The 13805-nt window shown below is 65.7% G+C and carries 12 protein-coding genes; 8 read left to right on the top strand and 4 right to left on the bottom strand.

Translation table 11 applies throughout. The annotated features are described in order from the left end of the window. Positions 1-88: 88 nt before the first annotated feature. The 3 genes from AC1VXC_RS16550 (at position 89) to AC1VXC_RS16540 (ending at position 3049) form a co-directional block, all read left to right on the top strand. A complete protein-coding gene (locus tag AC1VXC_RS16550; RefSeq protein WP_481527754.1) occupies positions 89-1573 on the top strand; it encodes a YadA-like family protein in 1485 nt (494 codons plus the stop codon). Between the two features lie 81 nt (positions 1574-1654). After that, positions 1655-1819, top strand: a complete 165-nt coding sequence (locus tag AC1VXC_RS16545; protein ID WP_313495110.1) for a hypothetical protein — start codon at positions 1655-1657, stop codon at positions 1817-1819. A 141-nt stretch (positions 1820-1960) separates the two neighbouring features. Beyond that, positions 1961-3049 (top strand): serine hydrolase domain-containing protein, encoded by a 1089-nt coding sequence (locus AC1VXC_RS16540; protein WP_481538850.1) that lies wholly within the window; start codon positions 1961-1963, stop codon positions 3047-3049. A 226-nt stretch (positions 3050-3275) separates the two neighbouring features. Here the strand turns inward: AC1VXC_RS16540 and AC1VXC_RS16535 are convergent, their stop codons facing one another. Beyond that, positions 3276-5471 (bottom strand): primosomal protein N', encoded by a 2196-nt coding sequence (locus tag AC1VXC_RS16535; RefSeq protein WP_481538851.1) that lies wholly within the window; start codon positions 5469-5471, stop codon positions 3276-3278. Between the two features lie 421 nt (positions 5472-5892). Here AC1VXC_RS16535 and AC1VXC_RS16530 point away from each other — a divergent pair, with 421 nt between their 5' ends. The 4 genes from AC1VXC_RS16530 to sppA all read left to right on the top strand — a co-directional run bounded on the left by AC1VXC_RS16530 (position 5893) and on the right by sppA (position 10938). Continuing rightward, positions 5893-6912 (top strand): hypothetical protein, encoded by a 1020-nt coding sequence (locus AC1VXC_RS16530; protein ID WP_481538852.1) that lies wholly within the window; start codon positions 5893-5895, stop codon positions 6910-6912. Beyond that, a complete protein-coding gene (locus AC1VXC_RS16525; RefSeq protein WP_313495107.1) occupies positions 6899-7456 on the top strand; it encodes a DUF3106 domain-containing protein in 558 nt (185 codons plus the stop codon). The genes AC1VXC_RS16530 and AC1VXC_RS16525 overlap by 14 nt, the downstream gene beginning before the upstream one ends. A 139-nt stretch (positions 7457-7595) precedes the next feature. Continuing rightward, positions 7596-8960, top strand: a complete 1365-nt coding sequence (locus AC1VXC_RS16520) for an MATE family efflux transporter (RefSeq protein WP_313173644.1) — start codon at positions 7596-7598, stop codon at positions 8958-8960. A 70-nt stretch (positions 8961-9030) separates the two neighbouring features. After that, positions 9031-10938, top strand: a complete 1908-nt coding sequence (gene sppA, locus AC1VXC_RS16515) for a signal peptide peptidase SppA (RefSeq protein WP_481538853.1) — start codon at positions 9031-9033, stop codon at positions 10936-10938. 231 nt (positions 10939-11169) lie between these two features. Here sppA and AC1VXC_RS16510 read toward each other — a convergent pair whose 3' ends face one another. Then, positions 11170-11400, bottom strand: a complete 231-nt coding sequence (locus AC1VXC_RS16510; RefSeq protein WP_313173646.1) for a hypothetical protein — start codon at positions 11398-11400, stop codon at positions 11170-11172. A 94-nt stretch (positions 11401-11494) separates the two neighbouring features. Between AC1VXC_RS16510 and AC1VXC_RS16505 the strand changes: the two genes are divergently transcribed. Then, entirely contained in the window at positions 11495-12271 is a 777-nt protein-coding gene (locus AC1VXC_RS16505) for an SDR family oxidoreductase (protein WP_313173647.1), read from the top strand. Here AC1VXC_RS16505 and AC1VXC_RS16500 read toward each other — a convergent pair. Continuing rightward, positions 12259-12876 carry a DUF4124 domain-containing protein gene (locus AC1VXC_RS16500; RefSeq protein WP_313495101.1) on the bottom strand — a complete coding sequence of 206 codons (618 nt, stop codon included), beginning with the start codon at positions 12874-12876 and terminating at the stop codon, positions 12259-12261. The two genes, AC1VXC_RS16505 and AC1VXC_RS16500, sit on opposite strands and share 13 nt — an antisense overlap. Continuing rightward, the gene (locus AC1VXC_RS16495; RefSeq protein WP_481539993.1) at positions 12876-13547 is read right to left on the bottom strand and encodes a DUF4124 domain-containing protein; all 672 of its coding nucleotides are present in this window, start codon (positions 13545-13547) and stop codon (positions 12876-12878) included. The genes AC1VXC_RS16500 and AC1VXC_RS16495 overlap by 1 nt, the downstream gene beginning before the upstream one ends. Between the last annotated feature and the right edge of the window lie 258 nt (positions 13548-13805).

The raw sequence follows: 13805 nt of genomic DNA, 5'->3' as shown, positions 1-13805 counted from the left end.
TACGGTACGCCGACTACCTGATTTCGTGGATGCGCGATTGGCGGGCCCGGCATTAGCTTTCTCCCTTGCTGATTCGGGGGATTCCACAATGAACCGTCATGTCGTTACCAAGGCTGGGCCGCTGGCGGCGGCTGCCATGCTTGCTTTGCTGCCATTGTTGCCGGCGCAGGCCGCTGAAGTGGTTGGCGGCACGTCGCCGACGGCGCCCTGCACCCAGGACACCGCCACCGGTGCCATCGCCTGTCAGGACGGCAGCCGGGTGGGCAGCGACGGCCCTGCAGGCCCGAACATGCTGGGCTGGAGCACCTCCGCTGGCGGGCTGGGCAATGCCACTGGCAACACCGCTTTCGGGCAAGGCAGTTCCACCGGCTTGGGCGGCCAGGGCTCAAATGGCACCGCCGGGGGGACCGGCGGAATCGGTGGCAATGGAGGGACCTACAACCTGGCGTTCGGCACCAACAGCAGTGCGGGTAACGGTGGCAGGGCCGGTCAGGGCAGCGCCGGTGGCACGGGTGGCAATGGTGGCGCCGGCGGCAATTACAACATCGCGTTGGGCAATGGCAGCCAGGCCGGCAATGGTGGCAACGGCAACGATATGTGCTGTGGTTTCCCGGCCCCCACGGGTGCTGCGGGCACGGACAACAACGTCGCCATTGGCAGGAACGCGGTAGCTGCCGGTGGTGGCTCGGTTGCGCTGGGCGCCGGCAGCAGCGATGAAGGTGCCGCCAACGTGGTCTCGGTGGGTTCGGCAAGCCTGAAAAGGCGCATAAGCAACGTGGCTGCTGGCATCAACGGCAGCGATGCGGTCAATCTCACCCAACTGGGTGCGTTGGCAGCTGCGCTTGGTGGTAACGCGAGCTACGTTGGCGGCACCTTCACCGCTCCAGGCTACATCGTCCAGAACATCAGTTATCAACAAGTAGGGGCTGCACTGGGAGCGTTGGACAGCGCGCTGTCCACGCAGAACAGCAGCTTGGCTGCGATCGCTGCCAGCGGTGATGCGGCGACCCTGGTCTCTGCAATGCAGTACACCGACCAGCAATTGGCCGGCGGCCAGGCCGTCGCCCTGCAAGCAGCACAAGCCCATGCCGATGCAGGTGATACGGCAACCCTGGCGGCAGCCTCGGGCTATACCGACACCCGCGTGGCTGCGGTGCGCGCGGAAGTGAATGCCGGCGACAGTGCAACCCTGGCATCGGCCAACCAGTACACCGATACGGCGACAGCGCAGTCGCTTGGCAGCGCGCGGGCGTATACCGATGCAGCCGTTGCTGCGTTCAGCGATGACTTCACCCGTTTCAACGATGGGGTGAATCGACGCCTGCATGATCAGGACAGGCGCATCGATCGGATGGGGGCGATGACATCGGCGATGACCAACATGGCAATGAATGCAGCCGGTGGGCAAAGCGCGCGTGGTCGGGTTGCGGTGGGTGCGGGTTTCCAGGGCGGCGAACAGGCGTTGTCGGTTGGCTATGGCGTGCGCTTGGGGGCGCGTGGTTCATTCTCGTTGGGCGGCGCCTTCGGTGGCGGGGAAAAATCCGCAGGCCTTGGTTTTGGCCTCGATCTTTGATGCCGGCGCAGGCGGATGGACGGCCGCGCCTTATCGCTTGTGCGCGACGCACGAGGCGGGGAAACCAGCGACCGGTCTGGCATGTCCCGGCAGGCGGTGGCACGGCCTGCGTCGAGAGCATGCCGCAGCCGATGGATCTTCCACGACGCCAGCATCCGCAACCTGATTGAAGGGACCGCCGGCAGCGAGGCGTGGTGTGTGACCGTGCGCGAACAACTGGCCATGCAGTCGCTATTGCAGCGTTGAGTAGACCGGTTCCAGCACAACTGGGGGCGGGGCCGGCCGCCGATTTAAACCTTTTCAATGCTTCCTGCATCCAAACCGGAAGTGGGTGTGCACAGCGCCCCGCTGCGACAAACTTCTGCCGCCCACAACCGGAACCAGACAATGCAATTGGCCGCACCACGAGTCCTGCTGTGCCTGCTAGCCGTGTTTCTCTTCCATCCTCCATCCGCGCTCGCTGCAACGCGCGACGCTGCAGATGAGGCGACGCGCCGCTTCATCGCGGTGACGATGAAGGAGCGCGGTATCCCCGGCATGCAGGTGGCGGTGGTCAAGGACGGCCGCGTGGTGTTCTCCGAAGCGCATGGCCTGGCCAACGTGGAGAACAAGGTGGTGGCGACATCGAGCACCCTGTTTCCGATCAACTCGGCGACAAAGGCGTTTACCGGGGTAGCGATCATGCAACTGGTCGAGGCGGGGAAGGTGGATCTCGATGCTCCGGTATCCACCTACCTGCAGCAGCTGCCGGCCGCATGGCAAGGCATCCGCGTACGCCAGTTGCTTGCGCACACCTCCGGCCTGCCGGACATCGTCGATGCGGATGGACTTGTAGGCGGTGGCTCCGAAGCACAGGCCTGGCAAGTGGTGGAGCAGCAGCCGATGCAGGCGCTGCCCGGCGCGCAGTTCGTCTACAACCAGACCAACTATGGCTTGCTGGCCAGGATCATCATCCAGCGCAGTGGCAAAGCCTACGAGGACTATCTGGCCGCTGGTCAGTTCGAGCCGTTGGGAATGCGCCACGTCACGTTCGGCGACAGCTACGATCTGGTGCCGAATGCGGCAACGATCTACAGCTATTTCCCGCGCAGCAGCGATGCGGCCGATGCGCCGCGAAGATTGTCACACTGGTTCTACGACATGCCCCATGGACTATGGGCAGGTGGCGGCATCCAGATCAGCGCTGGGGAGCTGGCGCAATGGTTGGTTGCCTTGCTGCAGTATCGCCTGTTGAGCGCGGACAGCCTTGCACGCATGTGGACACCTGAGCGTTTGAACGACGGCAGTGTCGGTGCCTGGTCAGCAGGTTGGCCGGTGTCCGAAGCGCAGGGGCGGCGCCAGATCAGCAGCTTCGGAGGCGCACGCGCGGCGTTGCTGGTTTACCCGGATGAAGGCTTGGCGGTCGTGGTGTTGACCAACCTGGTCGGTGCCAACCCACAGCAGTTCACCGCACAGATCGCCGATTTTTACAGATAGCAGCGTAGTGCCGAGCCATGCTCGGCAGGGGCCTTCCAAGCAAAACCAACGTAGTGCCGAGCCATGCTCGGCAAGGGCTTTCCAAGCAAAACCAACGTAGTGCCGAGCCATGCTCGGCAGGGGCCTTCCAAGCAAAACCAACGTAGTGCCGAGCCATGCTCGGCAAGAGGCTTCACCGGTAATGCCTCAGCCGAACATGGCTCGGCTCTGCAGGCTCCTACAGCCCTCAGTACAGATCCATCGGGTCGACATCCAGCGACCAGCGCACACGCCGCGCCTGCGGCAAGCCATAGGCCTGCAACATCAGTCCGTCCAGCGCTGCATGCAGCGGTCGCCGCTGATCGGCCGACAGCAGCAACTGCGTGCGTTGGAAACCGGCGCGTCGCGGCATTGGTGCCGGCATGGGTCCAAAGCGTTCGACATCGTTTTGCTTGGGAAGCAGGTGCTTGAGCGCGGCAAGGAATTCATTGGCCTGCTCCACCTGTTTGGCTTCGGCCCGCAGCAGGGCCATGTGCGCGAACGGCGGAAATCCGGCCGCTTCGCGTTGCAGCAATTCGGCATCGGCAAAGGCGTGGTAGCCGCCGTTGACCAGGGTGTGCAGCAAGGCATTGTCCGGGTGATGGGTCTGCAGCCAGACCTCGCCGGGGCGTTCGGCGCGACCAGCGCGTCCGGCAACCTGGATCAACTGTTGTGCCAGCTTTTCGCTGGCGCGGAAGTCGGCAGAAAAAAGGCCTTCATCAATGCCGACCACGACCACCAGGGTCAGCTTCGGCAGGTCGTGGCCCTTGGCCAGGATCTGTGTGCCAACCAGGATGCCGGGTTGGTCGCCCAGCGTTGCCAGCGTCTGTTCCAGTGCATCGCGGCGACTGGTGGTGCTGCGGTCGATGCGCAGCACCGGGTAATCCGGGAACAACTTCAGCAGCCGTTCTTCCAGGCGCTCGGTGCCAATACCCTGCGGTTGCAGCGCCAGGCTGGCGCAGTCGGGGCAGGCCAATGGTACCGGTTGGCGGGCGCCGCAGTGGTGGCACTGCAGGCGGCGACCGCCCCCATGCACGGTCATTGGTGTCTTGTGCAGCGGCGTGCTGCAGCGTTTGCATGGCGCGGTCCAGCCGCAGTCATGGCAGAGCAGCACCGGCGCATAACCGCGACGGTTCTTGAACACCAACACCTGGCTGCCGGCCTTCAGGTGCTGCTCGATGCCGACCAGCACTTCCGGTGACAGACCATCCTGCAGCGGCCGCTTGCGCACGTCGAACACGCGTACGCCCGGCGGCTTGGCATCACCGGCACGCTGTTGCAGGCGCAGGTGCGTGTAGCGACCGCTGCGTGCGTTGTGCAGGGATTCCAATGATGGCGTTGCACTGCCCAGCACCACCGGCACGTTCAAGGCCTTGCCACGCACCATGGCGAAATCGCGTGCGTGGTAACGGATGCCATCCTGCTGTTTGTAGCTGCCGTCGTGCTCTTCGTCGATGACGATCAGGCCGGCCTGCGGCAGTGGTGTGAAAATCGCCGAGCGGGTGCCGACGATCACCCGTGCTTCGCCGCGTGAGGCAGCTGCCCAGACGCGTGCACGTTCGTTGTCGTTCAAACCCGAATGCAATGCATGCACCGGAATGCCCAGGCGGCTGCGGAAACGCTGCAGGGTCTGCGGGGTCAGGCCGATTTCAGGCACCAGCACCAGCGCCTGCTTGCCTTGCTGCAGGCAGTGGCAGATCGCCTGCAGGTAGACCTCGGTCTTGCCACTGCCGGTGACGCCATCGAGCAGGAAGGGCTGGAAGCCATCGGCCGCCTGCAAGGCGTCGATGGCCAGCTGCTGTTGCGGGTTGGGTTGCGGGCCGGGTTGGATCCGGGCCTGCGGGATTACCGCCGCGACTTCGATGCGCTGCGCATGTTCGCGCTTGAGCAGCGCGCGCGCGGCGCTGCGCCAGTCTTCCAGCTGTGCGTCGAGCAGGTCTTCATTGATCGCACCGCCGAGCAGCAGCGTGGCCAACCGGTGCGGACGGGTGCCGCTGCGCAGGCGCCCGTAGCCGGCGTGACCGGCTTCGGTCAGCTGCCAGGCCCAGCCATGGGTGTCGGGCAGTGGTTCGCCGCGGCGCAATGGGGCTGGCAGTGCGGTGGCGATCACCTCGCCCAGTGGCGCGTGGGTGTAGCGGGCCAGCCAGCGCAGCGACGTGCTGAGCTCGCCCTGCAGCACGGGGGCCTCATCCAGCCATTGCAGGGCCGGCCTCAGCGCAGCCGGATCATCGACCTGGCCAATGGCCTCGACCACCCCTATCAGTTCGCGCGGGCCGAACGGCACCCGCAACCGACGTCCCACATCGCTGGCCTGGGGCACAGCGCTGCCAACGGGCGGCAGGTAGTCGAACAGCTGCGGCAACGGGACCGGCAGGGCGAGGCGCAGGGTGGGGCAGGCAGGCATGGGCCAAGTTTAGCGGTAGCGGCGGGTTTGGCTGCCGCCATTCACCTGCATCCAGACCCTGTGAAGTCCTGCATAAATGCGGCGTAAACGCTGGCTGCGCATGAAGATTTATTGTTATCCACATTTCCTGTGGATAACTCTGTGGGTGAGCAATGTGCTCCACGCGTGCACGGCGATGGATCAAGCCTTTGGGTCAACTTGGTCAAAAAATAGCCACATCAATTAGCTGTTTGAAATCAACAGGTTATCCGTGAAACAAAAAAGAAATACAGTCTCACGGCGGCTTGCATGCTGGCCTTGTCATGGCGTATTGACGCTGTGCACAAGTTGTTGCAGAGGCTTGCAAAATCGGTCCGGTAGTGCCTCGGGGCGTCGGCAGCCGGGTGTGCGCTGGGTATCATCACGGCATGACGGAGTTCACATGATGGCTGCACCAGCCCCTCTCTCGCCGGCCGCAGCCAATGCTCTGTCCGCCTTTTTACGCGGCGTGGAACGTCGTGCTCTGGTCGTTGCTGAATTGCAGGCCGGTGATGTCACCGTCGGAGAACGCGCGGTGGCAGTGGCCATGCGGGCCTTTGTCGGGCCTGCCTCGCAACTGTTGATGGTGGAATGGCCGGCCCGTTTCTGGGGCCTGCTGTGCAGCACCCCGCAATTGTTGAAGCCTGCCGGCCCAGGCAACTGGGCGCCGGAGGTGACGCACCTGGCCACGCTGGCAGCGGGTGAGCGCCTGGCCTTGCTGCTGCGGATTGGTGCCGGTCTGGATGAAGCGGCGGCCTCGGCCGTGCTGGGTGTGGATGCGGAGGCTTACCGGCAAGCCCTGGCGGGAGCCTGCCCGCTGGATGCTGGTGGCCGTCCGGATGCCGCCAGCTGGCGCGCCTTGGCCGAGCAGGTGCAGGCACGGATCCGCGACCTGTCACCACCGCGCCTGCAGCAGCTGGAGCAGCTGCGCGAGTCGGTCATTACCGGTGCAATGCCGTCGCCGTCGGTACCTGCCGCTGCGGCTGCCAGCACTGCGCGCAAGGAGGACGGGCGCCGTCGCAAACCCGCAGGGCGACGCAAGCAGGCCCGTCCGTGGACGCTGCGCACCTGGCTGCTGCTATGCCTGCCGCTGCTGTTGCTGGCGATGGTGGCATTGTGGTGGTGGCGTTCGCATACGGTGGTGGGCGCTGATCCGGGCAGTGGCGGTGGTCTTGTCGACAACGGCCCGGTGCAGGTGGAACCGCTGCCCGACGACAGCACCCCGGCGGGGCCGGGCGAGGATCCGCATGCCGCTGCCGATGCGGCGATGCTGGCCGATCCCGCCCTGGCGCTGGCCCGCGACGCGGATTTCTATGCCTGGTATGCCGCTGGTGGTCCGATGCCGGTGGATGAATCGCAGCCGCAGCCGAGCCGGCCGGAACCGGCCGGCGCAGCGTTGGAGACGAGCGATGCCGATGAATAAGTGGGGCTGGGCCGGTCTGCTCCTGGCCGTCGTATTGCCGCTGCATGCCGCCGCGCCGACCGCATTGCCGGGCCTGCCGGCGGGCACCAGTGCAGCCACGCCGCACAACAGCTGGGCAGCGATGAGCGTGGCGCAGAAGCGTGAGCTTCGTAGCCGCTACGCCGCCTGGCAGACGCTGCCGGCCGCCGAACAACAGCGCATCCGCCAGGCCGCGGCCGCGCTCGCTGCACAGCCGGATGCACAGCGGCAGGCGCTGCGTGCGCGCTACATGAGCATTGACCAGATGCATCGCGATGGCTGGTTGCTGGGACCGCAGCTGGGGGTGTTGTACCCACGCCTGCAGCCCTTGTTTGGCTACCTGCCCGCGGCCGAACGCGAGCCGGTGATCGCGCTGCTGCGAGAGCTTGATGCCTCACAGCTGGAGCAGTTGAGCCTGATCTCACAGCGCACCCCGCCGCAGCAGCGCGACGAACTGCGGACCCAACTGCTGGCATTGGCACCGGCGCAGCGCGATGCCTGGCTGCGCGAGAAGGTAGGCCGCTGACGCCCCCGCCGTGGCGCCTCGCATCCGCTGTTCATCCGCGGTGCGGGGCTGCAACACCGTTGCCACGCTAGAATGGGCGGCCCGCGACCCGGCATCTGTGCGCTTCCTGCGCCGGCCGCAGTCCGCGTCTGTTGCTCTTATGTCCATGTCTCCCGCTACGCCGCGCTTCCTGCAGGAAGTGCGGACGACCGGTCTGCTCGCCCTGCCGCTGGTGCTGGGCCACGTTTCCACCGGTCTGATCGCCTTTGTCGACAACACCATCGCCGGCCACCACGGCACCGATACCTTTGCTGCGGTCAGTATTGGTACGGCGCTGCTATGGCTGCCGATGCTGGTGCCGATCGGCACCTTGATCTCGCTCACCGCCTCGGTGTCGCAGCTGCACGGCGCTGGCCGTGACCGTGAGATCGGCCCCTTGTTCCGCCAGGCGCTGTGGTTGGGTGTAGGCCTGAGCGCGCTGATGTTCCTGTTCCTCAGCGTGGTGCCGGCCTTCCTGCCGGCATTCGGTATCGCCCCCGAGATCGTGCCGGGTGCCACCGACTTCCTGCATGCCATCCGCTGGGGCGTACCGGCGCTGACCCTGTACTTCTGCATGCGCTACCTCAGTGAAGGCATGCATTGGACCCTGCCGACCATGCTGATCGGCTTCGGCGGCCTGCTGGTGCTCGGGCCGCTGGGCTATGCGCTGTGCAACGGCAAGTTCGGCTTCCCCGAGCTGGGAGCCGCCGGCCTGGGTATCGCCTCCTCGGTGACCATGTGGGTGCAGGCGCTGGCCTTCGCCACCTACCTGTGGACCACCAAGCGCTTCGCCCACCTGCAGCTGTTCAGTCATTTCGAACTGCCGCGCCCGCGCGCGATCTGGGACCTGCTGCGTACCGGCCTGCCGATCGGCATCACCGTGCTGATGGAAGGCGGTCTGTTCATCATCACCGCGCTGTTGATTGGCCGTATCGGTGCCACCGAGGCCAGCGCCCACCAGATCGCGATCAACGTGGCGCAGCTGTGCTTCATGATCCCGATGGGCGTGGCCGAGGCCACCACCGTGCGCGTCGGCCATGCGGTCGGCAGCAATGATCCGCTCGGCGTGCGCCGCGCCACCTGGGCCGGCTACGCCATCGTGCTGGTGACCCAGCTGGTGTCGATCACCGCCTTGTTGCTGGGCCATGACGCGGTGGTGGGGCTGTATACCGATGACCTTGCGGTGGCCGCTTTGGCCTCCACCTTGTTGTTGTATGCGGCCACCTTCCAGATCCCCGATGGCATCCAGGTGCTGTCAGCGGGTGCCCTGCGCGGACTCAAGGACACCCGCGTGCCGATGTTCATCGCCATGTTCGCCTACTGGGGCGTGGGCATGCCACTGGGCGCCGGACTGGGCCTTGGCCTGGGCTGGGGCCCGCAGGGCATGTGGATCGGCCTGATCATGGGCTTGACCGTGGCGGCGGTGCTGTTGGGCTGGCGGCTGCGGGTCAGCAGCGGCCGTCTGATCCGCCAGGCCGCCCCCTGACTTAAAGGCCATGCCGGCTGCGTCCGGTTATGCGTATCCTGACTTGCAACCAGCCCCAATCGGAGCGTCCATGAATCCCCCCCCTGTGCCACGCCGCAATCCCGTTGCCAGCTTCTTCATCGGCATCTGGGACGTGATGAACTTCACCCGTCGGTTGATCCTCAACCTGCTGTTCTTCGGCTTGCTGTTCCTGATCCTGATCGGCTTGATGGTTGCCGTGGGCAAGGGTGCTTCGTCGACGACGGTGCTGCAGGAAGGCACCACCCTGGTGATCGCGCCGGAAGGCCGTCTGGTCGAGCAGTACAGCACCGACCCGCTCAGCCGCGCGCTGGGCAAGGCACTGGGTGAAACCAATGCCGAAGAGCTGCAGCTGCGCGATCTGATCCGCGCCATCGAAGCGGCCAAGGACGACAAGAAGATCAACCGCGTGGTGCTGCAGCTGGACAAGCTGCAGCCCAGTGGTTTCGCTTCGATGCGTGAAGTGACCGCCGCGTTGCAGGATCTGCGTGCGGCCAACAAGCAGGTCGTGGCCTTCAGCGAAAACATGGGCCAGTCGCAGTACCTGCTGGCCGCGCAGGCCGATGAGGTCTACCTCGACCCGATGGGCGGCCTGTTGCTGGAAGGCCTGGGTCGCTATCGCCAGTACTTCCGCAGTGGCCTGCAGGACAAGCTGGGCGTGGACGTGCACCTGTTCAAGGTGGGCGAGTTCAAGTCCGCGGCTGAGCCCTATGTGCTCGACGCCGCCTCGCCGCAGGCCAAGGAAGCCGACCTGTTCTGGATGAACGACGTGTGGCAGCGCTACCTGGGCGACATCGCCAAGGCACGCAAGCTCGACGCCGCGCAGCTGGCCGCCGGCATCGACACCCTGCCCGAAGGCATTGCCGCCGCCGAAGGTGACCTGGCCCGCTTCGCCCTGCAGCAGAAGCTGGTGGACGGTCTGAAGACCCGCGAGGAAGTGGACGCACTGCTCACCGAGCGCGGCGTCGCCGATGGCGATGCTGACGGTGGCTACCGCCAGATTGGCCTGGGCGACTACCTGACCCAACTCGACGCACGCCGCTCGCCGATGGACTCGCGTCCGCAGGTAGCCGTGGTGGTGGCCGAAGGTGAGATCTCCGGTGGTGACCTGCCGGCTGGTCGTATCGGCGGCGTCTCGACCTCGGCGCTGCTGCGCGAGGCGCGCGACGACGACGACGTGAAGGCCGTGGTGCTGCGCGTGGACTCGCCGGGTGGCGAAGTGTTCGCCTCCGAGCAGATCCGCCGTGAAGTGGAAGCGCTCAAGGCCGCCGGCAAGCCGGTGGTGGTGTCGATGGGTGACATGGCTGCATCCGGTGGTTACTGGATCAGCATGAACGCCGACCGCATCTATGCCGACGAATCCACCATCACCGGCTCGATCGGCATCTTCGGCATGATCCCGAACTTCGCCCGCAGCCTGGACAAGATCGGCGTGCACACCGACGGTGTCGGCACCACCCGTTTTGCGGGTGCGTTCGACGTGACCCGGCCGATGGACCCGGCCGTTGGCCAGGTGATCCAGTCGGTGATCAACAAGGGCTATGCCGATTTCACCGGCAAGGTGGCAGCGGCACGCAACAAGCCGGTTGAAGCGGTGGATGAAGTCGCACGCGGCCGGGTGTGGAGCGGTGCGCAGGCCAAGGAGCGCGGTCTGGTGGATGCCTTCGGTGGTTTGAAGGCGGCCGTTGCCTTTGCGGCAGAGCGCGCCAAGCTTGGTGAAAGCGACAAGTTCCGCGTGCGCTACATCGAGAAGGCTGCGACCCCGTTCGCGCAGTTCATGACCGGCTTTGCCGGCAGCCGCGCAGGCGCCTGGATGTTGGCCGACTCGGGCATTGCGCGCATGCTGATTGCCAAGCAGATGCCGGAGCTGGACACCCAGCTGCGCTTCGTCGAGGACGCAGTGAAGGACCGCAATGGCGCACCGGTGAAGTCGCTGGCGTACTGCTTCTGCGGTTTGTAAGCGCGCCTGCGTGATGTGCAACAACAACGCCGCCCAAGGCCGGCGTTGTTGTTTGTCATGTAGTGCCGAGCCATGCTCGGCAGAGGCTTTCCAAGCAGTGCGCTGTAGTGCCGAGCCATGCTCGGCAGAGGCTTTCCCGGGAAGCCCCAATGCCGAGCATGGCTCGGCACTACAGGGATCTTTGCGGTAAAGCCCCTGCCGAGCATGGCTCGGCACTACAGGTGACGCGCGTTACTTGGCGGTCTCGGTGCCGCCAATTGCCGCATCCAACTCGGCCTGCTGCGCCTTGCTGGCCTGCTCGGCGGCTGCTGCGGTGGCCTTGGCCTGATCCAGGTCCTTCTTCATCGCATCACGCAGAGCGGTGGCCTGCGGGTCAGGGCGTCGTTCGGTATCCGGCGCCTGTGGCTTGCACGCTGCCAGGGCAAGCAGCAATGGCAGGATCAACAGGGAAAAGCGCTTCATCGGCATGCTCCGCTGGGCTCAGGCAGCTATCCTAGCCCCATCTTCCCGCAGCGTCCTTTCATGGGCGCCGCCCCCGCATCGATGAGGAAACACAATGAACCCGCAGCGTTGGCGCCTGGATGGGCAAACCGCCTTGGTCACCGGTGCCAGTGCCGGCATTGGCCTGGCTATCGCAGGGGAACTGCTGGGTTTCGGTGCCGATGTGCTGATCGTCGGGCGCGACAGCGATGCGCTGGAAACCGCACGCGATGAGCTGGCTGATGCGTTTCCCGAGCGCGCCATCCACGCCCTGTCAGCCGATGTCAGCGATGACCAGGATCGGCAGGAGATCCTCGATTGGGTCGAAGACCACAGTGATGGCCTGAACATCCTGGTCAACAACGCCGGCGGCAACATCACCAAGCCGGCAATCGAATACTCCGAGGACGAGTGGCGCGGAATCTTCGAGACCAACCTGTTCTCGGCCTTCGAGCTGTGCCGCTATGCGCACCCGCTGCTGACCCGGCATGCCTCCTCGGCCATCGTCAATGTCGGCAGCGTCTCCGGCATCACCCACGTGCGCAGTGGCGTGGTCTACGGCATGACCAAGGCGGCGATGCAGCAGATGACCCGCAACCTGGCCTGCGAGTGGGCCGAGGATGGCATCCGCGTCAATGCGGTGGCGCCGTGGTACATCCGCACCCGGCGTACTTCCGGGCCGTTGTCCGATGCCGACTACTACGATGAAGTGATCGCGCGCACGCCGATGCGGCGCATCGGTGAACCGGAAGAGGTGGCCGCTGCGGTGGGCTTCCTGTGCCTGCCGGCATCGAGCTATGTCACCGGCGAATGCATCGCGGTGGACGGTGGTTTCCTGCGCTACGGCTTCTGAGTGCTGCAGTCGCTGCCTTCAAGCAGTGACTGCAGGCGTTGATGGTGCTTTTGCAGCTGCTCGGCCTGGCTGGCGGCTGCAAAGCGCCATGCAGACTCCGCCTCGTTGACCCATTGTTGCCAGGTGGCGCAGCGCTGCGCCGGGTCGATCGCCGTGCAGGTGTCGCGCATGACCTCGCAGGCCTCACCGGCACCGGTGTTCGGGTTGCCATCCAGGCCGGTGACCTGCATCGCCACACAGCGTGAGGGTGGCTCACTGCTTTCGCTGAAATAGGTCTGGCCTTCGCGGGTGCGACATTGGAACAGGTCGGGCAGCGGTACCGGTGGCGGGGCCACCACCACTGGCTTCGCCGGTTCCGGCGGCGCGACAACGGGCGCTGCCATCAATTGCGGCAGCGCTGGAGGGGGAGGGACTGCGAGCGGTGGCGGTGGAGGCGGGGTTTCCACGGCCTGCATGACTTTTCGGCTCTGTGTTTGCATGCCCTTCGGGCACGGCATGTTCTGCACGGTGAGTGCCCCGCTGGCATCGGTGCAGCGGTAGAACACGATCTCGCCGGCCTGCGCCGAGGCGCTGGCAAGCATCAACAATGCGACCAGGCAGCGCATCAGGTTCCCCCGCAATCCTGTTCAAGCCGCGCGTCGATGCCGCGTTGTTCGCGCATCAATTGCTGGCGCTCGCTCTGCAACGCGCTGTTGTAACGGCGGATCAGTTCCCAGCGCCGGTCGCGCAGCCGCGCGCAGACTTCCTGCGGTGGCAGTGCATGGCAGCTGTCGCGCACCAGCACCGAACCCATCGGAACCGCGACGCCGGCTTGCCACGGGATGCCGCCGCCAGCGGGTGGTCGCGGCGGGTGTGGTCCGCCGTGGCCGGGACCGTGGTGGCTCGGGTAGGCGTAGCCCCAGGTCGGTACCCAGCGCGGATTGCCGTCGTTGTTGTCGCTGGTATAGCGTTCGCCTTCGCTGGTGACGCATTCGTACATCGGCTGCGGCGGCTGCACCGTGACCACCCGCACTTCGCGCTGGATCACTGGTGCGGTTGTAGGTGTCGGTGCTGTGGTGGCCTGCCGCGGTGGTGGATCTTTCGGTCGCGTCATATCCAGCACCTGCTGCTGGGCGGCCTTGGTGCAGGGCGCATCCTGCAGCGACACCGCGCCGTTGCTGCCGACACAGCGGTAGATGCGGACATTGTCTGCCGGGCTGGCGGGAGGCGGGTCAACCGCCATGGCCGCACCGGGCAACCAGATCAGGCAACCGAGCAGGGGCAGGCGAGCGCGCATGCCGGCAGTGTGCCATGACGGCAGCGATGGTGTGGTTATGGGAGCGGCGTCAGCCGCCAAGCTGACAATGCGGGGTCTCGCTCCTGTAGCGCCGAGGCGCGGTCGGGGGGGGGGGTGGGGGGGGGGGGGCGCTTTCCTTTTTTCGGCGCTCGGGCCTTGTCGCGCCGCTCTTTGTTGGGGGGTGGTTGTCCGGGTCCGCCGCGGGCCGAGATGGGGGCGGCACTACGTTTTTGCTCCCTCCCTTTGGCGTAGCCAAGG

The organism is Stenotrophomonas sp. STEN033 (genome assembly GCF_056856655.1).
Note: the sequence above shows the minus strand (reverse complement) of the source record. Positions and strands in the feature narration are given on the sequence as shown.